This window comes from Streptomyces rapamycinicus NRRL 5491 (assembly GCF_024298965.1).
GTDB lineage: Bacteria > Actinomycetota > Actinomycetes > Streptomycetales > Streptomycetaceae > Streptomyces > Streptomyces rapamycinicus.
In genome coordinates, this window is sequence record NZ_CP085193.1 from 5,967,287 (window position 1) to 5,994,081 (window position 26,795).

Genomic DNA, 26,795 nt, shown 5'->3' on the forward strand with positions numbered 1-26,795 from the left:
GCGTTCCTTCTGTCACGGCTTGTCGTTCTCGGCAGGCTCGGCGGACTCGGCGGACTCGGTGTGATCTGCGGCTACCGAAGGCTCGGTGTCACACGGGGCACCTGCGGCGGATGTACCGCGGGCCGCCTGGCGGAAGGCGCCGAAGCGGGCTCCGGCTTCCTCGGGTCGTGGCGGGCTGGTCTTGGGCTTGGGTTCCGTCTCGGCCGTCTGGGCGGCCGCCCGGGTGGCGGCGGCCAGCGTCTCGCCACGGCGCCGCTTGGGCAGTCCGTTGACCCGCGAGGGCTGCGCGGAGGGCTCCGGCGCGGACGACGGCGAGGGGGACGGGGACGACGGGTCGGTCTCCGGCGACGTGGACGGCGCGGCGGCCGGAGCGGACGCGCTCGGGGTGGACGCGCTCGGGGCGGGCGCGACCGTGGCGGTGGACGCGCTCGTGGCGGTCGACGCGGCGGGCGCGGCGGACGTCTGCCGGGGGACCCCGGTGCGGACGGTGCCCGGCGTGTCGAGGACGACGGCGTCCTGGTTGATGTGCGTGACCAGCTGCTGCGGGATCAGGACGACGACACCGGTGCCGCCGCGCGCGGACGGCCGGAAGGAGACGGTGAGCCCGTGCTTACGGGCCAGACAGCCGACGACCGCGAGGCCCAGCCGGGTGCCGGACAGGGTCATCAGGTCCAGGCTCTCGGAGGAGACGGCCTTCTGGGCGCGGTCCAGGGCGGCCGGGCCCATCACCAGGCCACCGTCCTCGACGGTCACCACGACGCCCGCGTGCGTCTCCTCGACGTACACATGCACCTCCTCGGTGGGAGGCGAGAAGCTGGCGGCGTTGTCCATCAGTTCGGCGAGGGCGTGCATGACGCCCTCGGCCGCGTAACCGGCCACCGCGGCGTTACTGGTCGAGTGGACCCGTACCCGCTGGAAGGCGCTGATCCGGCCGATCGCGCCGCGCAGCACGGACTCCATGACGATCGGCTTGGTCCAGCGGCGTCCGGAACGGGCGCCGGTCAGCACCGCGATGCTGTCCGCGATCCGGCCCGCCTGGGCGGTGGTGTGGTCCAGCTTCAGCAGATCGCCGAGGACGGTCTCGTCGTGGCGGTTCTCCATCTCCCGGAGGTCGGCCAGCATGCTGGTGGCCAGCGCCTGGACGCGGCCCGCGGCGTTGGCGCACGCGGCCATCGCGGAGGCGCGCATCCGCTCACCGTCGCCGATCTCGCGCAGCAGGGTCCGGAGCAGATACTGATGGGCCCGGCTGGTGGGGCGCTCCATGCGGGTGACCACGGTTTCCACCGAGCCGCCCTCGCGCAGTTGCCGGACCGCGGACGGAATCGTTTCCTCGGCGAGCCGGGTGGCCTCGATCTCCCGCGCGGCGGCCGCGGTCTCCAGCGAGGTGACCCGCTCCTGGAGACGGCCGATGGTCCGCGAGCGGTTGGCGGCGACGGCGAGCGCCACCCCCAGCAGCACGGCGGCGGCTCCGCAGAAGACGGCGACGAAGGCGCGCTGGGCGGATGGCACCGCGGTGGTCACCCACAGTCCCGCTCCGGCGGCGACGACGGCTGCCAGCAGGGGGACGGTCAGGGCCCCTCGCGTCACCGAGGGCCCTTTGTACGGATGGCTGGATATGTGTGCTGACATCTATCAGGTCCTCATGGGCGCGTTGAGGGTTTTTGGCTGGACCACGCGGACATCAAGCCGTGGGCGCCACATGTTAGTAGAGTCACGTCAGTTTGACCGGCCCCTCTCAACACATGGATCATGACGACCCGTCAAATCGGGGCGCCGTGAAGCGTCATGTTCCGGACGCATATGACGCTGCCATTGACACCGCCATTCGCGCCACCATTTGCGCCACCGTTGCGCCGCCCTTTGCGCCGCCGCCGTCGGCCCGCCCGGCGACGCTACGGAATCGCCAGCTCGGCCCAGATGACCTTGCCGTCCGAGGTGTAGCGGGTGCCCCAGCGCTCCGCGAACTGCGCGACCAGGAACAGCCCCCGGCCGCCCTCGTCCATCGTCGCCGCGTACCGCAGATGCGGAGAGGTGCTGCTGGTGTCGGAGACCTCGCAGATCAGCGCGCGGTCGCGGAGGACCTGCACCCGGATCGGGCCGGTGGCGTGCCGGATGGCGTTGGTGATCAGCTCGCTGAGCACCAGCTCGGCGGTGAACGCCGCCTCGTCCAGCCCCCACTCCGCCAGCTTCCGCATGACCTCGGCGCGCACCCCGGACACCGCGGCGGGGTCGGACGGCACCTCCCAGGAGGCCACGCGGTCGGCGCCCACGACCCGGGTCCGGGCGGCGATCAGGGCGATGTCATCGCTCGGGTTGCTGGGCAGCAGCGCGTCCAGCACCTCGGTGCAGATCTGGTCGGGGGTCCGGCCGGGGTGGGACAGGGCGCGGCGCAGCATCTCCAGACCGGTGTCGATCTCCCGGCGGCGGTCCTCGATGAGCCCGTCCGTATAGAGGACGAGATGGCTGCCCTCGGGCAGCTCCAGCTGCGCGGTCTCGAACGGCAGCCCGCCCAGGCCCAGCGGCGGCCCCGCGGGAAGTTCCAGGAACTCCACCGAGCCGTCCGGACGCACCAGCGCGGGCGGCGGATGACCGGCCCGCGCCATGGTGCAACGCCGCGTCACCGGATCGTAGATCGCGTACAGACATGTCGCCCCGGTGATGCCCTCGCCGCCACCCCCACCGCCGCTGCCGTCGCCGTTCGGCCCGCCCGGGCCCTCGTCCTGGTCGATCCGGGCGATCAGATCGTCGAGGTGGGAGAGGATCTCATCGGGCGGGAGATCGAGCGTGGAGAAGTTGTGCACCGCCGTCCGCAGCCGCCCCATCGTCGCCGCCGCGTGCAAGCCGTGGCCCACCACATCCCCCACCACCAGCGCCACCCGCGCCCCCGGCAGCGGAATGACGTCGAACCAGTCACCCCCGACCCCCGACTCCGCCGGCAGATAGCGGAAGGCCACGTCCAGGGCGCTCTGGCTGGGCAGGGCGCGGGGCAGCAAGCTGTGCTGGAGGGTCACCGCCATGGTGTGCTCGCGGGTGTAGCGGCGGGCGTTGTCGATGCAGACCGCGGCGTGCGAGGCGAGCTCCTCGGCGAGGGACACCTCTTCCTGCTCGAAGGGCTCGCGCTGCTTCATCCGCCAGAAGTTGACCACGCCCAGCAGCACGCCCCGGGCCCGCAGCGGCACGGTGACCAGCGACCGGACGCCGTACTCGATGACCTTGGCGGTCTGCTCGGGGTCCTGGGCCTGCCAGCCGGTGGCCTCGGAGAGATCGGCCTCCACGACCGGCTCGCCCCCGCTCAGCCCGAACGCCTGCGGCGAGGACGGGACGAACGCGAACACCCGGCCGACCGGATAGAAGGGGTGGTTGGGCCGGATGCCGTGGACCGCCGACCGGCGCATCTCGACACCACCGACGGCCAGCGGCTCATCGCCGCGCGCCACGGGCTCCGCCAGGTCGACCGTGACGAAGTCGGCGAAGCGGTCCACCGCCACCTGCGCCAGTTCCTCGGCGGTACGGCTCACATCGAGCGTGGTACCGATCTCCACACTCGCGTCGTACAGCAGCTTGAGCCGCTTCTGGGCCACTTCGGCGCGGCCGGAGAGGGCCCGCAGTTCGGTGGAGTCGCGCAGGGTGGCGACGCTGCCGGGCGGTCCCCCGTCGCGGTCGGTCAGCCGGTTGTTGATGGCCAGCAGCCGGTCGCCGGCCACCAGCACCTCGTCGGTGACATCGCGCCCGGAGGCCAGGACGTCGGCGACATGGGACTCCAGGCCCAGGTCGTCGACCAGCCGTCCCTCGGGCCGCGGCGGCAGGTCGAGCAGCCGGGACGCCTCGTCGTTGGCGAGCACCAGCCGCCCGTCGTCGCCGACGATCAGCACACCCTCGCGCACCGAGTGCAGCACCGCGTCATGGTGCTCGTACATCCGGGTCATCTCGATCGGGTCCAGGCCACGGGTCTGCCGCCGCAGCCGCTTGCTCACCAGCGCCGTGCCGCTGGTGGCGAGCACGAGGGAGGCGGAGACGGCGCCGACGAGGAGCGGCAGCTGGCGGTTGGCGAGCCCGCTCACCTTCTTGATCGTGATCCCCGCGCCGACCAGGCCGACAACCTTGTGGTTTCTGTCGAAGACGGGTGCCACGGCGTCCATCGCCTCGCCCAGTGTGCCGGGGCCGGTGTCGGTGGTGGTGTGCCCGTGCAGCGCCGGGTCGATGTTGCCGACGTAGTGCTTGCCGATCCGGTTGAGCTTGGGGTGTGTGTACCGGATGCCCTTGTCGTTCGTGACCACGACGAAGTCGAGCCCGGATCTCTTCCGGACGGCCTCGGCCCTCGGCTGGAGCACCTTGGTGGGGTTGGGGCTGTGCAGGGCCTCGACGATCCCGGGGGAGTTGGCGAACGACTCGGCGACCGCGACGGACCGGCTGCGGGCCTCGTCGGTGGCATCGTGCCGCACCTGGAGCACCAGGGCGACGGTGGCCGCCGCGCCGAGCAGCAGCACGATCACGAGCTGCAGGATGAAGACCTGCCCGGCGACGCTGCGAACGTTCAGCCACGATCGAAAGCGCCGGCCCGCCACCTCCGGGCGTTCCCGCCGCCGACTCCGTGGGCGCCGACCGGGGAACATGCGGGCAGCCCACGATCGACCCATAAACCGGGCCATACACATACATCTACACCGGGAATTCTTGGAAGGCGAATCTCCGGTTCCGACGGCCAGGCGACCATCACCTTCCGCATATGATGTGCGACTTTCCGTATCCATGGCGAATCCGCCGCGGGACCGCCGCGGGTTGACCGGCGGGCTCACGGTGGGCGAGGTGCCGAAGACGGGGGTCTATGCAAATCTGAGAAAAGGGTAATTCACCCTTATTGCCGCGAATCGGTGTCGTGGCGGCGCCGATCGCGCCGGACGAAGGAGCCCGACATGGCCAGTCACGCCGGTGGAGTTCAGACAGGGGCCGCTCCGGGCCATATGCACCGGGCGGTGAGCGGATGGCTCGTCTTCGCGGGGGTCATGATGATCTTCGGTGGGCTGATGAACCTGCTCCAGGGCATCTCGGCCATCCGGACCGACCAGGTCTTCCTGGTGACGCAGAGCTATATCTTCCAGTTCGACCTCGCCGGCTGGGGCTGGGTCCACCTGGCCCTCGGGATCGCCGTGGTGATCGCCGGGTTCGCGGTGTTCACGGGTGCCATGTGGGCCCGTGTCACGGGCGTGGTGCTGGCCGGTCTCGCGCTCATCGCCAACTTCCTGTGGCTGCCGTACTACCCGGTCTGGGCCACCGTGCTGCTCATCATCGACGCCCTGGTGATCTGGGCGCTGTGCGCCGGGCCGAGCCGCGGCGGCCCGGGCCGCCCGGAGACGGGCCGCGGAGAGACGGGCCGCGCGGAGACGGGAGGGCCCGCGGCGGGAGGGCCCGAGTCGGGACGCACCGCCTGAGGGACCTGAGGGACGTGACGCCTGGTTTCCCGGCAGGGCGCGGGGCAGGCTGGAGCCATGCTGCTGGCTGATGTCGCGCTGACCTCCCGCCAGGTCGCGGCCACCGCCGCCCGCACGGAGAAGATCGCCGCACTGGCCCGGCTGTTCCGGCGTACGGAACCGGCCGAGGCGGCCGTGGTGATCACCTACCTCGCGGGCAAGCTGCCCCAGCGCCGCACCGGAGTGGGCTGGTCGACCCTGCGCCACCGGCGGGAACCCGCCGCCGAGCCGACGCTCGCGGTGCTCGACGTGGACGAGGCCCTGAGCCGGGTCGCGGCGGTCGCCGGCACCGGTGCGACGGCGGCCCGCAAGCGACTGGTGGGCGAGTTGCTGTCCGCCGCGACCAAGGAGGAGCAGGGCTTTCTGCTCGGCCTGATCGGCGGGGAGCTGCGGCAGGGGGCACTGGAGGGGCTGGCCGTGGAGGGGCTCGCCGAGGCGGTCGGCGCACCGGCCGCCGAGGTGCGGCGGGCGGTGATGCTCGGCGGGTCGCTGGGCGCGGTGGCCGAGGCGCTGCTGGCGCGCGGCCCGGAGGCGCTGGCCGACTTCCGGCTCGAGGTGGGGCGGCCGGTGCTGCCGATGCTCGCGCAGAGCGCCAAGGACCTCGACGAGGCCATGGACCGGCTGGGGGCGTGCGCGGTCGAGGAGAAGCTGGACGGGATCCGGGTGCAGGTGCACCGGGACGGCGAGGAGGTACGGATCTACACCCGCACCCTCGACGAGATCACCGAGCGGCTGCCGGAGGTGGTCACGGCGGCGCGGGAGCTGGCGGTGGACCGGGCGATCCTCGACGGCGAGGTGATCCTGCTGGACGCGGAGGGACGGCCCCGGCCGTTCCAGGAGACCTCGGGCCGGGTCGGCTCCCGGCTCGATGTGGCCGGGGCGTCGGCCGCGCTGCCGCTGTCCCCCGTCTTCTTCGATCTGCTCATGGTGGACGACCGCGATCTGCTCGACCTCCCGGCCCACGAGCGCCATGCCGAACTGGCCCGGATCGCCCCCGGACCCCGGCGGGTGCGGCGGCTGGTGGCCGACGACCCGGCGGATCCGGAAACCCGGCGGGCGGCCGGTGAGTTCGCGGCGGACGTGCTGGCCCGGGGGCATGAGGGGGTGCTGGTCAAGGGGTTGGAGGCGCCGTACGGCGCGGGCCGGCGCGGGGCGTCCTGGCTGAAGGTCAAACCGGTGCACACGCTGGATCTGGTGGTGCTGGCGGCGGAGTGGGGGCACGGCCGCCGCACCGGGAAGCTGTCCAACCTCCATCTGGGCGCGCGGGCGCCGGACGGCACGTACGTGATGCTGGGCAAGACGTTCAAGGGGCTGACCGACGTGATGCTGGAGTGGCAGACGGAGGCGCTGCTGGGGATCGCGGTCAGCGACGACGGCTGGGTGGTGCGGGTGCGGCCGGAGCTGGTGGTGGAGGTGGCCTTCGACGGGCTGCAGCGCTCGTCCCGCTATCCGGCGGGCGTCACCCTGCGGTTCGCGCGGGTGCTGCGCTACCGGGAGGACAAACCGGCGGACCAGGCGGACACGGTCGAGACGGTGCTGGCGCTGCGCGGCGGGTGAACGGGGAGCCCCGGGGCTCACGGTCCGAGGGCGGTCCGAGGGGCCCCGGGGCTCACGGTCCGAGGGGGCCCCGGGGACGGCCGACGGGGTCTTGACGCCTGCGGCGGGCTGTCCCCTCCCCGCCCCTTCCCACAACTGGGGCTTCGCCCCAGACCCCGGGCCCCACTCCCCGGGCCCCCGGGCGCGGCCGACGTGCGGCGGGGTGGGGAATGATCCGCCGGACACCCCAGGGCCCTGGACCCCGGGCCGCGGGGCGGTCCGGGATCGGTCCGGGGTCGGTCCGGGATCAGGCGGGGCTCAGGACGGGTTGTCCCCGTGGGTCAGGGTTTCCCAGCCCAGGAAGAGGCTGTTGGTGCCTGCCGGGCGCTGCCGCTCGGTGAGCTTCTGGGTGTTGGCCATGGCGATGCCGAGCCGGTTGTGCAGGGCGTTGTAGCCGACCTCGGTGATCGGGCCGAGGCCTCGCTTGACGCTGCCGCCGCACAGCCAGGACGGCGGGGCCTCGCCCAGCTCGTACTTCGACTGGAAGCCCAGCGCCTGCCTCAGCCGCTCGCCCACCTCGGGATAGAGGTCCTGGCCCTGGATGCGGCTGGTCTCGGCGACGTGCGCGATGGAGGCGATGCCGTATCCCGTGTGGGTGAAGTCGCGGCAGGTCTCCTGGGTGAGCCCGGTGACGAAGGTCGACTGGCCCTGCCAGTACTTGATGATCTTGTCGCGGGTGTCGAGGCCGCTGCCGGGCGCGGTCTTGGGCAGGGCGCCGTCGGACTCCAGGTAGACATACGCGGGGACGCGGCCGCGGTACTTCGCGATCGCCTTGTCGTAGCTGGTCCGGTCGTCGAGGAAGACGGAGATGCCGGTGGCGGCCTCCACCATCACCAGCTCCCAGTTGCCGTTGGAGTTCGAGCCGCCGATGACCTTCGGGAGGTAGACGGTGCGCAGCATGGTCTTGAAGCGGTCGATCGAGGCGGCGGACCAGCCGTCGTAGCTGTAGCGGATGATCTCGGCCGCCCGGGGCCAGGAGGATCCGGCCCAGCCGGTCTGCAGCGGGGCGTTGCTGTTGGTGTGGTCCTTGATGGTGGCCGACCAGGCGTCCATGATCTGGATCGCCTTCTCGGCGTAGCGGCTGTCGCGGGTGATGTACCAGGCCAGCGAGAGGGAGTAGGCGGCGAGCGCGTCCTGGCGCTCATCGGTGCAGCCGATGTTGGGGTCGGAGTACGGACCGCATTCGACGACCGCGCGGGGCTTGGGGGTGCGCGAAAGCGAGGCGTACGGGCTCGCCAGCATCGCGTCGTACGCGCCCTTCCAGGGCTGGGCGCCGGCGTTCACCTTGGAGCGGACGAAGTCGAGCTGGGCGCGGCTGACGAGGACGCCTGGGTGGGTGAACGCGGCCTTGGGCGTGGCCTTGGGCGCCGCTTCGGTGGAGGCCTCGGGCGTGGTGGACCGCTGGGTCTGCCCGGCCGTGGCCGGGCCGCTGAGGATGCCCGCGAACAGCGCGGCCAGCGCTGTGGCGAGGGCGAGATACAGGGCTCTGGTGCGCATGGGGGCGGCTCTCCTGACGGTGAGTTCGTATGTGTGAACAACGGATGCCGACATGAACTCCTGCGGTGTTCCGGGAAGTTAGCTCATGAACACGTCAAGGTCTAGACCTGCCGTTCATAGGAGAATGTGCGCCCCGCCCCGATCGAGAGGCCCAGCGTGGAGACGACAGTCGCGGAGGACCAAGCCGCAGGCCCCGGCCGCCCACCGGCACCGCGCGGCGCCCGGGGCGCCGTCGCCCGGCTGCTGCGCGCCGTCGCCCGGCCGCTACGGCTCCCCGGCGGACGGGCCCGGCGGTGGGCGGCCTGGTGCGCGGTGCCGCCCCTGGCCGTGGTCAGCCTGGTGGTGCTGTGCCGGGCCGCGGACACCGACGGCATCACCCCCGTACCGCAACTGCTGGCCTTCCTGCCCTGGCTGCTGGTCCCGGCGGCGCTCGGGCTGCTGCTGAGCACGGCCGCGCGCTGGCCGCTGGGGTGCGGCTGGGCGCTGGCGGCAGCGGCGGCCACCGGGTGGTTCATCCAGCCGTACGACGGCGACGCCCAGCCCGAGCCGCGCGGACCGGTCCTCGCCCGGCTGCGGGTGATGACCGCGAACCTCGAGTTCGGCCAGGCCAGGGAGGGGCTGCTGAGCGCGCTGCGCCGGGAGCGGCCGGACCTGGTCGCGGTGCAGGAGTGCGATACGCGGTGCGCCGGGGCGCTGGACTCGGCCGCCGTCCGCAGGGCCTACCCGTACCGGAGCGTCGCCCTCGGCGACAGCGCAGCCGCGGGCTCGGCGATCCTCAGCCGCCATCCGCTGACCCGCGCGGAGGGGGTGCGCGGAACGCTGCGGATGCCGGGCGCGGTCGTACGGATCGCCGGGCAGCGGCTGCGGATGCAGGTCGCCCACCCCATGCCGCCGATGCCGGGGCAACTGGACCTCTGGCGCTCCGAGCTGGGGCGGCTGCGGGCCTACGCGGACGGACGGGGCGGGGAACCCACCCTGATCGCGGGCGACTTCAACGCCACCCAGGACCACGCCGCGTTCCGGGCCGTCCTGGACACCGGGCTGCGGGACAGCGCACGGGCCACCGGGGAGTCCCGCACGCCCAGCTGGCCGAGCGCCACGACCCCGGCCCTGGGGGCGCAGATCGACCACGTCTTGGTCAGCCGGGCGCTGCGGCCGCGCACCGCCCGCTTCCTGGATCTGCCGCACACCGACCACCGGGCGCTGCTGGTGGAGCTGGACCTGTACGGGCAGCAGAGCTGAGAGCCGACCGGGGGCTCAAGGGCTGGCCGGACTCAAGGGCGGCCGGGGCTCAAAGGCTGGCCGGGGCTCAAAGGCCGATCGGGGCCTCAGCTCTCGCTCGGGTCGTAGGAGTTGGCCAGCTCGAACGGATCGGGCTCAAGACCCGCCGTGGGCCAGCGCTGCTCCCGCTGCCAGCGCGCGTTCTCCTGCGCGAGCGCGTCCCAGAGCAGATTGAGCGGATGGGCCGGGTCATAGGACGCGCGCTCCCCGCGCCGGGTGAACGCCCCCAGCAGCACCTCCAGCCGGGGCCCGGTGTCATTGACCAGCTCGACGGCGCGCAGCCCGCGTCCGTACACCACCCTCGGATCTCCGGCCGCGTCCGCGACCCCCTTGGTGACCAGCATGCAGCCGCGCAGCAGCCCGGAGCGCAGCAGCTCGAAGCCGTAGTTGACGGTGTCGATCTCGGCGGCGATGCGCAGCTTGCCGCGGTAGTCGCCGCCGAACCAGGTGTGCAGCACCCCGGCCATCAGCCCGCTCGCCGAGACCACCAGCGGCAGGGTGCGCAGCTCGCTGGTCGGGGCGGTGGGGCCGGGCAGCTCGGCCTCGGAGAGATTGGTCAGCAGCGAGACCCCGCTGCGCCGCCACTCCATCACGTCGAAGGCGGCGAGCTCATCGTCGCCCTCGGGCCGGGTCACCACGGAGCCGCACACCAGGTCCACGTCCTTGGCGCGCAGCTTGGCCAGCACGTCGCGGGTGCGCACATGGCCGACCTTGAGCTCGATACCGCGCTGCCGGAAGTCCTCGGTCACCCGCTCCCCGGCGCCCGCCAGATAGCTGAGGGTAAATCGGGTGGTGCCCACCATCAGCGTTTTTCCCAGGCGGCGCCGTGACTCATGGATGCCGTCCAGCCAGTCGCCGAGAGTTCCGCGCGCCAATTCGACCAGGGCTTCTCCGGTGCCGGTGAACAGCACGTCCTTGCCGCGCCCCTGCTTGAGTATGAGAGGTTCGCCGCAAAGCTCGCGAAAGTTCCGGTTCATGGTGTCGATCTGCTTTTGCACACTGGACTGTTCGCGGCCCAGAATCCGTGCCGCACCCAGCGCCGTACCGGCCTCATGGACCATGATCAGGGTGCGCAACTGGTCCATCGTGGTGTCCATCAGCGCGAGCGGGCTCTGCGCCCAGCGGCCGCGCCGATCCGTCGTCGGCGGGCCGAGCGAACCTGGTCTCACCATGATTTCCCCCGCTTTTCAACTTCTCCCGTTTTCCTGACTCCAGAGTTTAGTCAGCGATCCATGTGGTTACCCGAGTCCGATATGAGCGAGAAGCGGACCGATGCGCGGAACGTCAGGACCGGGAGCCACACCGTACGAGTCAGCCGGCCGGAAAAGGAACTCTTCCCCGACGACGGGATCACGAAGTGGGACCTCGTCGAGTACTACCGGTCCCTCTCCCGGCGCATCATTCCGCAGTTGCGCGGCCGCCCTTTGATGATGGAACGTCATCCGGACGGAATCGGCGGCAAGCCGCTGATGCAGAAGAACGCACCCGACCACTTTCCGGACTGGGTGCGCCGCGCCGTGCTCCCCAAGGAGGGCGGTGAGGTCACCCATGTGGTCTGCGACGACACCGCGACCCTCCTCTACCTCGCCGACCAGGCGTGCGTCACCCCGCACCGCTGGCTCTCCCGGGCCGACCGGCCCGACCACCCCGACCGGCTGGTCTTCGACCTCGACCCGCCCTCGTCGGGGGAGTCCGGGTTCGAGGAGGTGCGCTGGACGGCCCGCCGCTGCTGCGGGCTGCTCGGCGAGCTCGGGCTGCCGGGGCTGCTGATGACCACCGGCTCGCGCGGACTGCATGTCATCGTCCCGCTGGACCGCCGCGCCGACTTCGACACCGTGCGGGCCTTCGCCCGCGACGCCGCCGACCTGCTGGCCGCCCGCCATCCCGACCGGCTCACCACCGAGCCGCGCAAGGCCAAGCGGCGCGGCCGGCTCTACCTGGACATCCAGCGCAACGCCTACGCCCAGACCGCCGTCAGCCCGTACGGGGTGCGTGCCCGGCCCGGAGCACCCGTGGCCACGCCCATCGACGCGCGGGAGCTGGACGACCCGGAGCTGAGGGCCGACCGCTGGACCCTGCGGACGGTCGGCGAGCGGCTCGCGGACGACCCCTGGGCCCGTACGGACACCAGGGGCCGTTCGCTGCGCGGCCCCCGCGAGCGGCTGAAGCGGCTCGCGGAGGGCGAGGGCTGACCGCCCCGGGCAGGCGCCGGGTCAGGCGCCGATGTCGCCGCCGTCGCGCCGCCAGACGCTGATCACGGACGGCCGGGTCAGCTTGCCCGGGCCGTCGGGCCAGGTGGACGCGGGCTTCTCCACGCTCGCGCCGTCGATCTCGCCCGGGTGCTGCACGGCCACCAGCACCCGCCGGTCCTGCACGATCGGACCGCAGGTCTCGGCGCCGTTCGGCACCGTCAGGAACTGCTTGACCTCACCGCGGCGGCTGCCCGCCGTGGCCACGCCGAACAGCCCGTCGTGGTTGCCGAGCGCGTTGCCGTCGGTGGAGATCCACAGGTTGCCGTACGCGTCGAAGGTGATGTTGTCCGGGCAGGAGATCGGGCTGACCTGGTCCTTGGGGAAGCCGCCGAAGTAGGTGCCCGGGTCCTCGGGGTCGCCGCAGACCAGGAACAGCCGCCAGTTGAAGCGGGTGGAGCCCGCGTTGTTCCAGCGCTCGGTCAGCTCAAGGATCTGGCCGTGCTTGTTGCCGTTGCGCGGGTTCGCCTCGTCGGCGGGGGCCTTGCCCTCCTTGCCGCGGTCGGTGTTGTTGGTCAGCGCGATGTAGACCCGGCCGGTGCGCGGGCTCGGCTCGACGTCCTCGGGGCGGTCCATCTTCGTCGCGCCCGCCTTGTCGGCGGCGACGCGCGTGAAGACGTAGACCTCCTCGGCGGTCATGCCCTCCACGAAGGAACGGTCGCCGCAGGCCAGCGGGATCCACTCACCGGCGCCGTCGAACTCGCCGTCCTTCGGCAGCTTTCCGGAGCCGTCGATCTCGGCGGACGGGCTGTCACCGGTGAACTTGGCGACGTAGAGCGTGCCCTCGTCCAGCAGCGTGCGGTTGTGCTCACGGGCGATGCGGCTGTTGCCCTTCATCATCCGCTTGGCGGAGACGAACTTGTAGAAGTAGTCGAACTTCTCGTCGTCGCCCATGTAGAGGACCGGACGGCCGTCGGTGGTCAGCCGGGGCTCGGCGGCCTCGTGCTTGAAGCGGCCCAGCGCGGTCAGCTTGCGCGGGGTGGACTCGGGGTCGAACGGGTCGATCTCGATCACCCAGCCGAAGCGGTTGGTCTCGTTCGGCTCCTTGGCCACGTCGAAACGGTCGTCGAACCGCTCCCACTTGCGCTCGGAGGCGGCGCCGGTGATGCCGTACCGCTTGAGGCGGGCCGCGGTGGCCGGGTCGGTGACCGAACCGCCGCCTGCGAAGTACTGGTTGAAGTTCTCCTCGCCGGAGAGCACCGTGCCCCACGGCGTGATGCCGCCGCCGCAGTTGTTCAGCGTGCCGAGGATCCGCTTGCCGGTCGGGTCGGCGGAGGTGCGCAGCAGCTCGCTGCCCGCCGCCGGGCCGGTGACCTCGAACGGCGTGGTCGCGGTGATACGGCGGTTGAGGCGGTGCCGGGACAGCGCGGTGAGCCGGCCGAGACCGCGCTCCTCGGCCGTCACGACCACGGACAGGCCGTGCGCGGCCCAGCCGATCTCGGCCTGCTCGCGGGTGGGGTTCTCCGGGTCGTAACCCGAGAACATCAGCACCTCGTCGGTGTACTCATGGTTGACCACGAGCAGCTGATGGCCGCGCTCGCCGGGGACGTCCAGGACCGCCATGTAGTCGTTGTTGTAACCGAACTGGGCCGCCTGGGCCTTGGCGCTCTGCTTGTCCGGGTCGAACGCGGGCGCGCCGCGCAGGATCGGGTCGCCCCAGCGGATCACCACGTTCTGGTCGTGGCCCTCGGCGGTGACCACGGTGTCCTCGGTGTTGGGGGCGACCGGCGCGAAGCGGAGCCCGCGGGCGGCCTTGCCCTCCGCGGCGGCCTTGTGCTCCGCGGCCGCGGCGCCGCCCGTCGCGGCGGACGCCTGCGGCGCCCGCTCCACCGCCACGGCACCGGTCGCGGCCGCCACGGTCACCACGGCACCGGCCCGCAGCAGGGCACGGCGCGAGGCGGCACCGGCGATGACATCGCCCACATAGGCGTTGTCGCTGGTGTTCGGCGTCTCATGAAGGCAGGCGTCGCCACAGCGGTACCGGCACGTCAGTGCGGAACGACCGCCCGGGTGTGAGCTGATGAGCGGCAGGAGGTTGCGCACGTCTTCCCCTCCGTAAGGGTGTTCACGTATGGGCTTCGCCGGGCCCCGCACGGGCAGTACTCCGACGCGATCCGGGCCGACATGACGTCGGGATCCTTTGGCGGCGAAGCTATGGGCGTAGAACCGCATGGCGGCGACGAACGCCTGAACCAGAGGTGAACGAAGCGCGAGCGGAATCGGCGGAAGAGGGCCACCGAACGGCCCGCTAGCCTTTCGGCACCACGGACATGCACCGCCATGCACCGCACTCGACACGTGAGAGGTATCTCCCATGGGCATACGGGACCTACTGCGCAAAGTTTTCGGCCGCTCCCGAACCACGGGGGTGGACGATTCTTCTGCTGCGCCGGAGGCGGCGGTTGTCCCGGACCCCCAGCCCAAGTCGGCGAAGCCGACGGTGGACCAGACGACCGAGGACAAGCCCGAGTCGGACGCCAAGCCCGAGCCCGAGCCCGAGCCCGAGCCCGCGCCCGCGCCCGCGCCCGCGCCCGCGCCGGAGCCTGCGGCTGAGCCGAAGGCTGAACCGGAGCCCGAGCGGACCGCGGACACGGACACGGACACGGACACGGACGCCAAGGCCGCGACCCTGGCCCCGGCCCCGGACTCCCGGGACGACGAATCCGGGCACGACCCGGCCCTGTCCGCCCCGCTGAAGTCCCTCGACGAGATCCTGAAGTCCCCCGCGCACGAGGGCACGTCAACCGGCTGCGAAGAGACTCCGGCTGAGGCAGCGGCAGCGACCGACGAGAAGGAAGCGCCCGCCACCGGGGCGGAGGCCACGGCCGCGTCTGACGCTGAGGCCCAGCCCGCGGGCGCGGCCGACGACGCCGCCACGGCCCAGGCCGAGGACAAGGCAGAGGCAGAGGCAGCCAAGGCCGAGGCGGAGACCCCCACCGCGCCCAAGGCGGCGGAGGCGACGGCTGGTGAGGCTGGCGACGAGGCCGCCCCCGCTGCCAAGACCGACGACAAGCCCGCCGAGGCCGAGGCCAAGCCCGCCGAGGCGGAGGCAGAGGCTGACGACGAGCCCGCGGCCACGAGTGCCCCCGAGGCCGAAGCCGCGGCGCCGGTGGCGGAGGCCGACACCACGCCTCAGGGTGAGGTTGCGGAGGATCCCGCGCCGGAGCCCGCCGCAGCGCCCGAGTCCGAAGCTGAGGCTGCGGCGGAAACCGCCGAGCCCAAGGCTGAGGCAGCCACAGAGGCTGACGACAAGGCCAAGGCCAAGGCCGACGCCGATGCCACGACGGCCCCAGTGGCGGAGGCGAGTGCCGAGGCGGAGGCAGAGGCTGGCGACGCCGCCGCCCCCACAGCAGACGAGCCCGCAACGCCGGAGGCCGAGCCCGCAGCCACGAGCGAGCCCGAGGCCGAGGCTGAGACCAAGGCCACGCCCGAGACCAAGTCCGAGCCCGCGCCCGCGCCCGCGCCCGCGTCTGAGACTGAGCCCGGGGCCGAGCCCGCGTCCGAGCCCGAGGCTGAGACCAAGCCCATGGCCGAGCCCGCGCCCGAGACCAAGCCCGAACCGGAGCCCGTGGCGGCCGCAGCCGCCGCCACCGGGGCCGAGGCGGAAGCCACGACCGCGGCCAAGGCCGAAGCATCCACCACCGCCGCCATCCCCCTCGCCGACCTCACGTCGCGGGCGCCCGGGCTGGTCGGGGCGTACGGCGCGGCCGGGGAGGCCCTTCGGGAGAGCGGGCTGGGTGGGCAGCGGGCGGTCGTCTACCTCGTGCTGGACCGGTCCGGGTCGATGCGGGGGTACTTCAAGGACGGCACCGTGTCGCACCTCGCCGAGCAGGCGCTCGCCCTGTCCGCGCAGCTCGACACCGGCGGCACCGTGCCCGTCGTGTTCTTCTCCACCGACATCGACGGCACCGCCGACCTCGAGCTGGACCAGCACACCGGCCGGATCGAGGAGCTGCACGGCTCGCTCGGGCACATGGGGCGGACGAACTACCACACCGCCGTCAACGCCGTCATCGAGCACTACAAGGCGTCCGGCACCACCGACCCCGCGTTCGTGATCTTCCAGACGGACGGCGCGCCCACCACCAAGACCGCCGCCGAGAAGGCGCTGTGCGAGGCGGCGGGGCTGCCGCTGTTCTGGCAGTTCCTGGCGTTCGGGGACCCGGAGGCGAAGGGGTTCGACTTCCTGCGGAAGCTGGACACCTCGCCCGCCCTGGCCGTCCCGGAGAAGCGGGCCGTCGACAACACCGGCTTCTTCCACGCCGGGCTCGACCCCCGTACGGTCACCGACGCGGAGCTGTACCGGGAGCTGCTGAAGAAGTTCCCGGGCTGGCTGGCCGCCCGCGAGCAGGGCTGACGAGCGACCCCGCCCAACCCGGCGCCGCACCGGCGCTACCCCGGGGGCCATCCGCCGCGGAAAAAACGCCGCGCGGGTGGCCCCCGTCGCTCCGATACGATATTGGCGGCTCAACAGAGCGAAAAGTCACTTACCGTATCGACTCGGGAGCAGCCTGCAATGGCTCGACACCTCATCACCAGCGCCCTTCCCTACATCAACGGGATCAAGCACCTGGGCAACATGGTGGGGTCCATGCTCCCGGCCGACGTCTACTCCCGCTATATGCGCCAGCGCGGCCATGACGTCCTCTACATCTGCGCCACCGATGAGCACGGCACCCCCGCCGAGCTGGCCGCCAAGGAGGCCGGGCTGCCGGTCGACGAGTTCTGCGCCCAGCAGCATGAGGCGCAGAAGGCGATCTACGACGGCTTCGGCCTCGCCTTCGACTACTTCGGCCGCAGCTCCTCCGCGCAGAACGTGCAGATCACCCAGACGATCGCACGGGAGCTCAAGGCGAACGGCTTCATCGAGGAGCGCTCGATCCGCCAGGTGTACTCCAACGCCGACGGCCGCTTCCTCCCCGACCGCTACATCGAGGGCACCTGTCCGCACTGCGGCTACGACCGCGCCCGCGGCGACCAGTGCGAGAACTGCACCCGTGTGCTCGACCCGACCGATCTGATCGACGCCCGCTCCGCGATCAGCGGCAGCAGCGATCTGGAGGTCCGGGAGACCAAGCACCTCTTCCTCCTCCAGTCCAAGCTGGCGGACGAGGTCGCCGCCTGGGTCGACGAGCACGGCAAGGACTGGCCGACGCTGGCCTCCTCGATCGCCCGCAAGTGGCTGAACGAGGGGCTTCAGGACCGGGCGATCACCCGTGACCTGGACTGGGGCGTGCCGGTGCCAGCCGACACCTGGCCCGAGCTGGCGGCCGAGGGCAAGGTCTTCTACGTCTGGTTCGACGCCCCGATCGAGTACATCGGCGCCACGAAGGAGTGGGCGGACCTGGACCCGGCGAACCGCGACTGGAAGTCGTGGTGGTACGACGTGGACCGGACGGTCCGCTACACGGAGTTCATGGCCAAGGACAACGTCCCGTTCCACACGGTGATGTTTCCCGCCACCCTCCTCGGCACCCGGGACGTCTGGAAGAAGGTCGACTACGTCAAGGCGTTCAACTGGCTGACGTACTACGGCGGGAAGTTCTCCACCTCCGCCAAGCGCGGGGTGTTCACAGACGCCGCGCTCGAGGTGCTGCCCGCCGATTACTGGCGCTACTTCCTGATGGCGAACGCCCCGGAGTCCGACGACACCTCCTTCACCTGGGAGCACTTCACCGCCACCGTCAACAAGGACCTGGCCGACACCCTCGGCAACTTCGTCAACCGCGTGCTGTCCTTCTCCCGCAAGCGGTTCGGCGACGAGGTCCCGGCCGGAAAGGCCGCCGGGGAGGCGGAGGAGCGCCTGGGCGAGGAGATCGCGCGGCTGCTGGCCGAGTACGAGGAGCACATGGACGCGCTCCAGTTCCGCAAGGCCGCGGCGGCACTGCGGGCCCTGTGGAGCGCGGGCAACTCCTACCTGGAGGAGAAGGCCCCCTGGCTGGAGATCAAGACCGACCAGGAGGCCGCGGCCCTCACCCTCCGTACGGCGATGAACCTCATCCACCTCTACGCGATCGTCTCCGAGCCCTTCATCCCGGCCTCGGCGCGGGCCATGCGGTCGGCCTTCGCGCTGGGCGAGGACACCGCGACCTGGGTCGGCCGGGATGAGGCGAAGGCGCTGGCGTCGATCCCGGCTGGCACGGCCTTCACGGTTCCCCCGGTGCTCTTCGCGAAGATCACCGAGGAGGACCTGGACTCCTTCCGGCAGCGCTTCGGCGGCGATGAGCAGAACGGGAACGGCGCCGCGTAGCCAGGGCGACGGACGGATCGCACCGCCTGCCGCGGGCTCTTCCCCTCCCCGCCCCTTCCCAAAGTATCGATATGCGGCTCCGCCGCGTGGCGGGGCTCCGGGGTCCAGGGGCGAAGCCCCTGGTTCGGGAAGGGGCGGGTAGGGGAAAGATCCCGCCGGACGCCCAGGCGCCCCGTAGGCGCAACCGCGAACGGCGCCGCACGGGCCCCTCACACGGGTCCTCACGCACGTGTTGATCGCGCGGCAACCGTTCGTTTAGCCCCCTCGAAGACCCTGTGGAGTCCATAGCCACCGGGAAATCGAGGAACACAGTGCCGGACGCGCGTGTCACGGTGACGGTCCACGGCCCCGACCCGCTCAGCCGGGCCGGGGTCGTGCGTCATCTGCAGCATCAGCCCAGCGTCGAGCTGGTCGACCGGCCGTGCCCGTTCGGCGACGAACCCCGCGGCGCCGTCGCCGTCATGCTCGCCGAGCGCCTCGACGACCGCGCCGGGGCGGAGCTGCGCCGTCTGGTGCGGGGTGGTCGGCAGCGGGTGGTGCTGATCGCGGGCGAGCTCCGGGAGACGGAGCTGATGGCGGTGATGGAGTACGGCGTCCAAGCCGTCTTATGGCAGCACCGGACCACGCCGAAGCGGCTGCTGCGCGCCGTGCACCGGGCCGCCCGCGCGGACCGGGGCACACCGTGCGGCGTGGACCGGAGGCTGTGAGCCCAGGGCTTCGGACGGCCCCAGGGCTCAGAGGCCCGTGCCCTCGTGGGTCGCGTCGGGGTCGACCCCCAGCGTGAGGCTGCCGACGACGCCCTTCTCGATCTTTCCCTTGCGGTACTTCAGGTGCAGCAGCCCGCCCTGTGCGCCGTTGCCGGGGTAGATCCCGTCCTCGTCGAGGGTGGTGCGCTCGGTGGTGCTGGTGTTGTACGGGGCGACCTTCGCCGAGTCGAGCACCGCCTCCTCGGCGAAGAAGAGCTGACCGGTGTGGCAGGCGTGGCCGCCCTCGTAGCCGGAGTCGGTCATCCTGCCGCCCACGTGCACCTTGGTGTGGATGTGCACGCACCGGCCCCGGTACCAGCCGGGGAAGACCGTGGTGAACTCGACGAAGCCGTGCCGGTCGGTCAGCTGGGTGCCGCGCAGATACCGCTTGTCGTCGGTCGGGTCCTGGTGGCCGCCGCCGCCCCCGGGCGGCCCTCCGGTCGGCGTACCGGTGGGAGTGCCGGTGGGAGTGCCGGTGGGCGGGGTCCCGGTGAGCGGGGTGCCACCGCCACCGCTGCTGGAGCTCTCGTAACCCGAGTAGAGCCCGAGCGCGTCGCAGTGCCAGATGTCGACGGCCGCCTTGGCCATGGGTTTGCAGCTGTCGGAGTCGATCACTTTGAGGCGGAGGGTCATCGGAATGCCCTCCTTGCCCTCGGTGATGTCCTTTCTGATCTTGTCGGCGTCGATGTAGTACGGCCCCTCGGTGGTCTCCGAGGTGAGCCGGTAACAGACCTCGCCGGACGGGGAGGACGCTGAGGCCGAGGGGGTGGCGGAGGAGGCGGACGCGGAGGTCTCGCCCGCCGAGGCGGTGGTGGCGACGGCCGCTCCCAGGCCCGCCGCCGCGACCGCCGCGCCGCCCGCCACCATGACCCGCCGCCTCGTCATGTCCCGCTGGGGCTGCGGCTCGAGGCCGTTGCTGCTCTGCTGTTCGGTCATGGGCCGGGACAGTAGGGAGGCAACCTGGCAGCCCCATGGGTGCGGGCTGTGAATGGCTGTGCGAAGAGCGGCATCCGGCCATCCGCACCTACGCGAGGCGGGGGCGCGCCGTTCGGCACGCCCCCGCCCGCTGGGTCTGGTCAGCCCTGATTATTCAGCGGGCTTCTCCGCCTGCTTGACCTGCGGCGGCTTGCGCAGCGACAGGTGCAGCTCGCGCAGCCGGGTGTCGTCCACCTCGCTGGGCGCGCCCATCAGCAGGTCCTGGGCGTTGCCGTTGAGCGGGAAGGCGATGGTCTCGCGGATGTTGGGCTCATCGGCCAGCAGCATCACGATGCGGTCCACGCCGGGGGCGATACCGCCGTGCGGCGGGGCGCCGAAGTGGAACGCCCGCAGCATGCCGCCGAATTCGCGCTCGACCTCGTCCCGGGAGTAGCCCGCGATCTCGAACGCCTTGTACATGACCTCCGGCTCGTGGTTCCGGATGGCACCGGAGGACAGCTCCACACCGTTGCAGACGATGTCGTACTGCCACGCGAGGATGTCCAGCGGGTCCTTGGTCTCCAGCGCCTCCAGGCCGCCCTGCGGCATGGAGAACGGGTTGTGGGAGAACTCGATCTGCCCGGTGTCCTCGTTCCGCTCGAACATCGGGAAGTCCACGATCCAGCAGAAGCGGAAGACGTTCTCCGCGAAGTGGCCGGCCCGCTTGGCGGCCTCGACCCGCACCGCGCCCATGATCTTGGAGACCTCGTCGAAGTCGCCCGCGCCGAAGAAGATCGACGTGCCGGGCTTGCCCTCGACCTCGGCGATCAGCTTCTCGACGTCCTCTTCGGTGAGGAACTTCGCGATCGGGCCGGTCAGCTTGGCGTCCTCGCCGATCCGGACCCAGGCCAGCCCCTTGGCGCCCTGCTCAACGGCGAACTCACCGAGCTGGTCGAAGAACTTCCGGGGCTGCTCGGCGGTGTCCGGCACGGCCAGCGCGCGCACGTGCTTGTCCGCGAACGCCTTGAAGCCGGAGCCCTCGAAGATGTGGCTGACGTCCCGGAGCTCCAGCTGGGCCCGCAGATCCGGCTTGTCCGAGCCGTACTTGAGCATGGCCTCGCGGAACGGGATCCGAAGGAAGGGCGAGGTCACATGGCGGCCGCCGCCGAACTCCTCGAAGAGCTCGGTCATGACCTTCTCGATGACGCCGAAGACGTCCTCCTGCTCGACGAAGCTCATCTCGACGTCGAGCTGGTAGAACTCGCCGGGCGAGCGGTCGGCGCGGGCGTCCTCGTCGCGGAAGCAGGGCGCGATCTGGAAGTAGCGGTCGAAGCCCGCGATCATCAGCAGCTGTTTGAACTGCTGCGGGGCCTGCGGCAGCGCGTAGAACTTGCCCGCGTGCAGCCGGGAGGGGACCAGGAAGTCCCGGGCGCCCTCGGGGGAGGTGGCGGACAGGATCGGGGTCGCCAGCTCGTTGAACCCCTGCGAGGTCATCTTCTGCCGGATGGCGGAGATGACGGCGGAGCGCAGCATGATGTTGCGGTGCATGCGCTCGCGGCGCAGGTCCAGGAAGCGGTACTCCAGCCGCCGCTCCTCGCCGACCCCGTCCTCGGGGAAGACGGTGAAGGGCAGCGGGTCGGCGGCGCCGAGCACCTCGACGTCGGCGACCTCGACCTCGATCTCGCCGGTCGGCAGCTCGGGGTTGACGTTGTCCGCGCCGCGCTCGATGACCCGGCCGTCCACCCGGACGACGGTCTCCTTGCTGATGGAGCTCAGGGCCTCGTTGGCGGGGGTGTCGGGGCGCACCACCAGCTGGACCAGGCCGTAGTGGTCGCGGAGATCGATGAAGAGGATGCCGCCCAGGTTCCGTCGATTGTGGAGCCATCCGGAGAGCCGGACGTCGGTGCCGACGTCAGCGGCGCGGAGCTGACCACACGTGTGGGACCGGTACCGATGCATCATTCATCCAAGTCGTGTCGATCGGGAGGCGTACGTACCCTCGGGAAGCTTCCGGCCAAGCCTACCGGCGCCGCGACCCTCACTGGTAAGCGGTTGGCAAATCCCCATAAGGTAGCGCAATGCGCACCGAGGACCTGCTGGCCGCCATAGCGACCGGCCTATGGCGCTGGGACAGTGTCTCGGGCGCCGTCAGCTACGACGCGGAGGCCGCCCGGCTGGTCGGCCTTCCCGCCGAGGCCGTCACCCTCCCCGAGGCCGCCGCCCGCGCCTGCTTCCACCCCGCGGACTGGCTGGAGGTCAAGGCGATAGTCCAGCTCGCGGTGGCCGAGGGCACCCTGGCCGAGGCCCGGCTGCGCATCGTGGACGAGAAGGGCACCGTACTGCGGACCGTGCGCACCCGCTCCCGGCCGATAGCGCGGGGCGGCAGCGACGACGGCTATTACCTGCTCGGCACCCTCCAGGAGGTCCCCGACCCGCTGCCGGGCACCTCGGCCGGCGGCCCGCCGATCGCCGGCGACTGGCGCCGCAACCGCGAGGCGTTCCTGCTGGACGCGGGGCGGGCGCTGGCGGAGGCGATGTCCACCGCCGAGGTGCTGCGGGTCGCGGCGGGGCTGTCCATGCCGGGCTTCTCCCCGGACGGGCTCGCGGTCTTCGGCGTCGAGGGCGAGCGGATCTCGGTGATCGGCCACCACGGGCCGCGGGCGGGCACCGACCGTCCCCTTCATGACATCGCGCTGAGCACCGACCATCCGGCGGCGGAGGTGGTGCGCACCGGCCGGGCGGTCTATCTGCCCACACCGGAGGAGTACCGGGGCCGGTTCCCCGCCGGGTGGTCGCCGGGCCGCCCCCGTACCCGCCGGTCCTGGGCGTTTCTGCCGCTGATCGTCGCGGGCCGCACCATCGGCGCGTGGATGGCCGGATTCGCCCATCCGGTGTCGTTCTCGCCCGATGAGCGCTCGGTGCTGACCACGATCGCCCGGATGCTGGCCCAGGCGCTGTCCCGCACCGCGCTCCAGGAGACCGAGCGGGAGCTGGCGGACGGGCTCCAGCGCTCGATGCTGCCCGCCAGCAAGCCCGACATCCCGGGGCTGACGGTGGCCGCGCGCTATGTGCCGACCGGCGGCGGACTCCAGGTCGGCGGCGACTGGTACGACGTGATCGGGCTGCCCTCGGGGCGTACCGCGCTGGTGATCGGCGATGTGCAGGGCCACGATGTGCGCGCCGCGGGGATCATGGGGCAGCTGAGGATCGCGGTCCGGGCGTACGCCTCCGAGGGCCACCGCCCCGACGCGGTGCTCTCCCGCGCCTCCCGCTTCCTGGCCGGTCTTGCCGAGCCCGAGGGCCCGGACGGCCGCTACGACCCGAGGTTCGCCACCTGCCTCTACATGGAGGTGGACCCGGTGGCGGGCACCCTGGACATCGCCCGCGCGGGCCACCCCGACCCGGCGGTCCGGCTGGCCGACGGCACGATGATGCTCCGGCCCACGGCGGGCGGACTGCCGCTGGGCATCGACCCGGACACCGACTATCCGACCACCCGGGTGGTGCTGGAGCCCGGCGAGACGCTGCTGATGTGCACCGACGGGCTGATCGAGACCGGCGGGCACGATCTGGAGACCGGCTGGGACCGGATCCGGGAGGTCTTCGAGCGGCCCGCCGCCCCGGACGCCGGCTCCGGCGGGCTCGACTCGGACGACCTCGAGATCCTGGCCGACTCCCTGGTGCAGGCGGTGCACGGGCCGCCCTCCCACCACACCACCGGTCCGCTCGCGGACCGGCGCGAGGACGACATAGCGCTGCTGCTGATCCGCCGGGAGGCGGAGGTGTGCCTGGTCGGGCCCGGTTCGGCGCCGGTGCGGCGTACGGCGGTCACGGTCGCGCAGGCCGAGCCGGAGCGGATAGCGGGCGCCCGCCGGCAGCTGCGCGACATGCTGCACGACTGGGCGGACCCGGACCAGGTGGAGTCTGCGGTGCTGATGCTCTCCGAGATGGTCACCAACGTACTGGTGCACACCGACGGGGACGCCCTGCTGGTGGCCGAGGTCAGCGGGCGGCACGGGACCCGGCGGCTGCGGCTTGACGTCGCCGACAGCAGCGACGAGCTGCCGCACCGCCGCCGCCCGGGCGAGCTGGCCTCCTCCGGGCGCGGACTGCTGCTGATGGAGCTGCTGGCCGACAACTGGGGGGTGGACCCACGCGGCGACGGCAAGTGCATCTGGTACGAGCTGTACGAGGCGGGGCCGGATGGGCGGCCGGGCTGATCAGCGGAAGAGCCGGGAACCGAGCGGACGTTGTTCGTCGAAGCCGGGAAGTATCAGGAAGCTCGCACTGGCGGTCGTGGTCGTGAATTCCAGCAGGGCGTCGGAATTGTCCATCCGGGTGAGGGTGTTGGTGAAGGTCCGTATGTCGTTCTGGAAGCTCATGAAGAGCAGGCCGGGAGCGGGTCCGTCGATGCTGTAGGAGCGGCGGAGCATGAGGCCGACGCCGACCGCGGTGGAGTGCGCCCTGCGGGCGTGGGCGTCCACCGGGACGAGATAGCGCCCGTCCGGCGTCTTGGCGCCGAGGTCCGGGCCCGAGGCGATGGTGCCGCCGGAGAGGGGCACTCCAGTGGCCCGGCGCCGGCCGAAGACCGCTTCCTGTTCGGCGACGGACAGCTTGGCGAACCGGGGCAGGTCGAGTTCCATGCGCCGTAGTACGGCGAGGGTGCCGTCGGCGACTCGAGCCGGTCCGGCCAGCCACAGGTGGCGTCGTTGTTCGGCCTTGGTGTGGGGGCCCACGATGCCGTCGACGAAACCGAAGAGGTTCCGTGGCGCGGCACGGCCCTTGTCCACCGGCACGTTCGCACCGCGGACTCCGGACTGCCGCCAGCGTTCGCGTATCCGGTCACCGGCCCGCTCCAGAAGCGCGGCAGCCACGACCGGCACCACCAAGGCGTCGTCGGCACAGATCTGTATCAGCAGATCGCCGCCGCGTGCCCCGGGGGCGATCCGCTCGCGGGAGAACCGTGGGAGGTCCTTCGCGCCGGGCAGGGCGGGATCGACCTCGCGCACCAGCCGGGGGCCCACCCCGACCGTCACGGTCAGATCGCCCGGCTCCAGGCCCATCAGCCGTGCGTCGGTCCCCGCGGTGAGGGTGCGGATGGCCTCGCCGAGTTCGGCCAGCAGCGGACGGACGGCCGCGGCATCGACGTCGACGAGGTCGGCCACCACGGCCAGCAGGTTCCGCTGGGCCGGTTGCGGAAGGGTGATGCCCGCCTGGTACCGGCCGGTTGGTGACACCGGCGGGGTCGGCGCGGGGGCATCGTCCCGGTCCGGCCGGGCGGCATGTGATTGGCACCCGGCGGAGAGGCCGACGGCGGTCACCGTGCCGGTGGCACCGATGAACGCGCGGCGTGACGGGTGGGAGTCGGCTTGGCACACAGTGTGAACTGTGCCATATCCATATGGGTGGCTGCGCTCCATGAGCGACCGTGCCAGGATGAGGCCATGCCTCGTCTCCGTTTTCGCCTGGTCGTCGCGGTGCTCGGAACACTGGCACCCGTACTGGTCGGCTGCGGCGGGGGCGATGACGGAGCGAACGACGGCCGCCGGCCGTCCGGTTCGCATGTGACGATCAAGGTGCCCGCCGACGCCCCGACGATCTCGGCCGCGGTGTCCCTGGCCCGGCCCGGCGATCTCGTGCTGGTCGCGCCGGGCAAGTACCACGAGTCGGTGAAGATATCGAAGGCTCGCATCACCCTTCGCGGTGAGTCCCGGGCCAAGGTCGTCATCGACGGGCGGTTACGGCAACCGAACGGCATCGTCGTCGCCGCTCCCGGGGTGGCCGTGGAGAACCTGACCGTGGAGAACAACACCCAGAACGGGGTCCTGGTCACCGGCTCGGCGAAGGCGGCCGCCGGAGCGCCGGGGCAGTCCGGCGGCTACGACACCGGCGACGAGCCCGTCACCTTCCTGAAATCGTTCCTGGTCTCCCATGTGACCGCGACCCGCAACGGGCTGTACGGCATCTACGCGTTCTCCGCGCAGAACGGTGTCATCGAGCACTCGTACACCTCGGGCTCGGCCGACTCGGGGATCTACGTCGGACAGTGCAAGCCCTGTCGCATCGTGGTGCGGGACAACATCGCCGAACTCAACGCGGTCGGTTACGAAGGCACCAACGCCAGTGGCGACATGTACGTCGTCGGTAACCGCCTGGTCGGCAACCGGGTCGGGCTCACCACCAACTCCGACCACCAGGAGAAGCTGCTCCCGCAGAAGGACGCCGTCATCGCGGGCAACCTGATCGCGGCCAACCAGCAGGCGGCCACCCCCGAACAGGCCGACGGCGGGTGGGGCATCGGCATCGGCGTCGACGGCGGCACCGACAACCAATTCGTCCGCAACCGAATCGCCGGTAACAGCAACGCCGGGGTGGTCATCACCGCCACCGCCGACATATCGCCGAACGGCAACCAGATCCTGGACAACACCTTCGCCGCCAACGGCGTTGACGTCGGCTGGACGTTCCCCACCGCCACGAAGGGACGGGGCAACTGCCTGCGCGGCAATGGGCTGCGGAAGACGGTGCCCGACCGGCTCGCGACAACCGCGTCCTGCCCGCGTCCCGCCCGGTCGCCCTCGCCGTCCGGCAACTGGGCGAAGCCGACGGCACCCGGCGGGATCCCGTTCACCGATGTGGCGGCGCCCAAGCGGCAACCGCAGTTCCCGAAGGCCACCACCACGGGCGCCACCGCCGTTCCGGCCGTTCCGGCGCTGCCGGACACGGCAGACATCCGGCTGCCGTCGGCGTCACTGCTCGCCGCGGGCGCGCGGGTGGGGACGTCCTGAGCGTC

At 71.7% G+C, this 26,795-nt stretch carries 17 protein-coding genes; 9 read left to right on the forward strand and 8 right to left on the reverse strand.

The window, feature by feature from the left end; translation table 11 throughout:
* Positions 1-12: 12 nt before the first annotated feature.
* Entirely contained in the window at positions 13-1,629 is a 1,617-nt protein-coding gene (locus LIV37_RS24955) for a sensor histidine kinase (RefSeq protein ID WP_121824543.1), read from the reverse strand.
* 263 nt (positions 1,630-1,892) lie between these two features.
* Complete coding sequence (locus LIV37_RS24960) at positions 1,893-4,649, reverse strand: SpoIIE family protein phosphatase (protein WP_121824542.1); 2,757 nt, start codon at positions 4,647-4,649, stop codon at positions 1,893-1,895.
* Between the two features lie 264 nt (positions 4,650-4,913).
* Between LIV37_RS24960 and LIV37_RS24965 the strand changes: the two genes are divergently transcribed.
* Entirely contained in the window at positions 4,914-5,429 is a 516-nt protein-coding gene (locus LIV37_RS24965) for a DUF7144 family membrane protein (RefSeq protein WP_121824541.1), read from the forward strand.
* Positions 5,430-5,486: 57 nt separating this feature from the next.
* Positions 5,487-7,025, forward strand: coding sequence for an ATP-dependent DNA ligase (locus LIV37_RS24970; protein ID WP_020869874.1), 1,539 nt, complete (start codon positions 5,487-5,489; stop codon positions 7,023-7,025).
* 297 nt (positions 7,026-7,322) lie between these two features.
* On the opposite strand, the gene LIV37_RS24975 is transcribed toward LIV37_RS24970, so the two are convergent.
* Complete coding sequence (locus LIV37_RS24975) at positions 7,323-8,561, reverse strand: alginate lyase family protein (RefSeq protein WP_020869875.1); 1,239 nt, start codon at positions 8,559-8,561, stop codon at positions 7,323-7,325.
* Between the two features lie 156 nt (positions 8,562-8,717).
* Between LIV37_RS24975 and LIV37_RS24980 the strand changes: the two genes are divergently transcribed.
* The gene (locus LIV37_RS24980; protein ID WP_243146168.1) at positions 8,718-9,803 is read left to right on the forward strand and encodes an endonuclease/exonuclease/phosphatase family protein; all 1,086 of its coding nucleotides are present in this window, start codon (positions 8,718-8,720) and stop codon (positions 9,801-9,803) included.
* A gap of 86 nt (positions 9,804-9,889) precedes the next feature.
* On the opposite strand, the gene LIV37_RS24985 is transcribed toward LIV37_RS24980, so the two are convergent.
* Complete coding sequence (locus LIV37_RS24985) at positions 9,890-10,927, reverse strand: LysR family transcriptional regulator (RefSeq protein WP_121825288.1); 1,038 nt, start codon at positions 10,925-10,927, stop codon at positions 9,890-9,892.
* Between the two features lie 168 nt (positions 10,928-11,095).
* On the opposite strand from LIV37_RS24985, the gene ligD reads away from it, so the two are divergent.
* The gene (gene ligD, locus LIV37_RS24990) at positions 11,096-12,034 is read left to right on the forward strand and encodes a non-homologous end-joining DNA ligase (protein WP_020869878.1); all 939 of its coding nucleotides are present in this window, start codon (positions 11,096-11,098) and stop codon (positions 12,032-12,034) included.
* Positions 12,035-12,055: 21 nt separating this feature from the next.
* On the opposite strand, the gene LIV37_RS24995 is transcribed toward ligD, so the two are convergent.
* Positions 12,056-14,134 carry a PhoX family protein gene (locus LIV37_RS24995; RefSeq protein WP_020869879.1) on the reverse strand — a complete coding sequence of 693 codons (2,079 nt, stop codon included), beginning with the start codon at positions 14,132-14,134 and terminating at the stop codon, positions 12,056-12,058.
* Positions 14,135-14,405: 271 nt separating this feature from the next.
* On the opposite strand from LIV37_RS24995, the gene LIV37_RS25000 reads away from it, so the two are divergent.
* The 3 genes from LIV37_RS25000 to LIV37_RS25010 all read left to right on the forward strand — a co-directional run bounded on the left by LIV37_RS25000 (position 14,406) and on the right by LIV37_RS25010 (position 19,048).
* Positions 14,406-16,448 carry a VWA domain-containing protein gene (locus LIV37_RS25000; RefSeq protein WP_243146167.1) on the forward strand — a complete coding sequence of 681 codons (2,043 nt, stop codon included), beginning with the start codon at positions 14,406-14,408 and terminating at the stop codon, positions 16,446-16,448.
* Between the two features lie 159 nt (positions 16,449-16,607).
* Entirely contained in the window at positions 16,608-18,341 is a 1,734-nt protein-coding gene (metG, locus tag LIV37_RS25005) for a methionine--tRNA ligase (protein WP_020869881.1), read from the forward strand.
* 311 nt (positions 18,342-18,652) lie between these two features.
* Positions 18,653-19,048: a hypothetical protein gene (locus tag LIV37_RS25010; protein WP_020869882.1), complete on the forward strand. Its 396-nt coding sequence runs from the start codon at positions 18,653-18,655 to the stop codon at positions 19,046-19,048.
* Positions 19,049-19,075: 27 nt separating this feature from the next.
* Here the strand turns inward: LIV37_RS25010 and LIV37_RS25015 are convergent, their stop codons facing one another.
* A complete protein-coding gene (locus LIV37_RS25015; RefSeq protein WP_020869883.1) occupies positions 19,076-20,023 on the reverse strand; it encodes an intradiol ring-cleavage dioxygenase in 948 nt (315 codons plus the stop codon).
* 150 nt (positions 20,024-20,173) lie between these two features.
* The gene (gene aspS / locus LIV37_RS25020) at positions 20,174-21,961 is read right to left on the reverse strand and encodes an aspartate--tRNA ligase (RefSeq protein WP_121824538.1); all 1,788 of its coding nucleotides are present in this window, start codon (positions 21,959-21,961) and stop codon (positions 20,174-20,176) included.
* 119 nt (positions 21,962-22,080) lie between these two features.
* On the opposite strand from aspS, the gene LIV37_RS25025 reads away from it, so the two are divergent.
* The gene (locus LIV37_RS25025; RefSeq protein ID WP_020869885.1) at positions 22,081-24,222 is read left to right on the forward strand and encodes an ATP-binding SpoIIE family protein phosphatase; all 2,142 of its coding nucleotides are present in this window, start codon (positions 22,081-22,083) and stop codon (positions 24,220-24,222) included.
* On the opposite strand, the gene LIV37_RS25030 is transcribed toward LIV37_RS25025, so the two are convergent.
* Positions 24,223-25,380: a Dyp-type peroxidase gene (locus tag LIV37_RS25030; protein ID WP_020869886.1), complete on the reverse strand. Its 1,158-nt coding sequence runs from the start codon at positions 25,378-25,380 to the stop codon at positions 24,223-24,225.
* A 66-nt stretch (positions 25,381-25,446) separates the two neighbouring features.
* On the opposite strand from LIV37_RS25030, the gene LIV37_RS25035 reads away from it, so the two are divergent.
* Positions 25,447-26,790 (forward strand): right-handed parallel beta-helix repeat-containing protein, encoded by a 1,344-nt coding sequence (locus tag LIV37_RS25035; protein WP_020869887.1) that lies wholly within the window; start codon positions 25,447-25,449, stop codon positions 26,788-26,790.
* Positions 26,791-26,795 lie beyond the last annotated feature (5 nt).

Bases quoted from the DNA above. Each gene is read 5' to 3' on its own strand.
- LIV37_RS25000 (WP_243146167.1), top strand. From the start codon at position 14,406: ATGGGCATACGGGACCTACTGCGCAAAGTTTTCGGCCGCTCCCGAACC.
- LIV37_RS24970 (WP_020869874.1), top strand. From the start codon at position 5,487: ATGCTGCTGGCTGATGTCGCGCTGACCTCCCGCCAGGTCGCGGCCACC.
- LIV37_RS25015 (WP_020869883.1), bottom strand. From the start codon at position 20,023: ATGACCGAACAGCAGAGCAGCAACGGCCTCGAGCCGCAGCCCCAGCGG.
- metG (WP_020869881.1), top strand. From the start codon at position 16,608: ATGGCTCGACACCTCATCACCAGCGCCCTTCCCTACATCAACGGGATC.
- LIV37_RS24960 (WP_121824542.1), bottom strand. From the start codon at position 4,649: ATGGCCCGGTTTATGGGTCGATCGTGGGCTGCCCGCATGTTCCCCGGT.
- LIV37_RS24965 (WP_121824541.1), top strand. From the start codon at position 4,914: ATGGCCAGTCACGCCGGTGGAGTTCAGACAGGGGCCGCTCCGGGCCAT.
- aspS (WP_121824538.1), bottom strand. From the start codon at position 21,961: ATGCATCGGTACCGGTCCCACACGTGTGGTCAGCTCCGCGCCGCTGAC.
- LIV37_RS24985 (WP_121825288.1), bottom strand. From the start codon at position 10,927: ATGGACCAGTTGCGCACCCTGATCATGGTCCATGAGGCCGGTACGGCG.
- ligD (WP_020869878.1), top strand. From the start codon at position 11,096: ATGAGCGAGAAGCGGACCGATGCGCGGAACGTCAGGACCGGGAGCCAC.
- LIV37_RS25025 (WP_020869885.1), top strand. From the start codon at position 22,081: ATGCGCACCGAGGACCTGCTGGCCGCCATAGCGACCGGCCTATGGCGC.
- LIV37_RS24975 (WP_020869875.1), bottom strand. From the start codon at position 8,561: ATGCGCACCAGAGCCCTGTATCTCGCCCTCGCCACAGCGCTGGCCGCG.
- LIV37_RS25035 (WP_020869887.1), top strand. From the start codon at position 25,447: ATGCCTCGTCTCCGTTTTCGCCTGGTCGTCGCGGTGCTCGGAACACTG.
- LIV37_RS24955 (WP_121824543.1), bottom strand. From the start codon at position 1,629: ATGTCAGCACACATATCCAGCCATCCGTACAAAGGGCCCTCGGTGACG.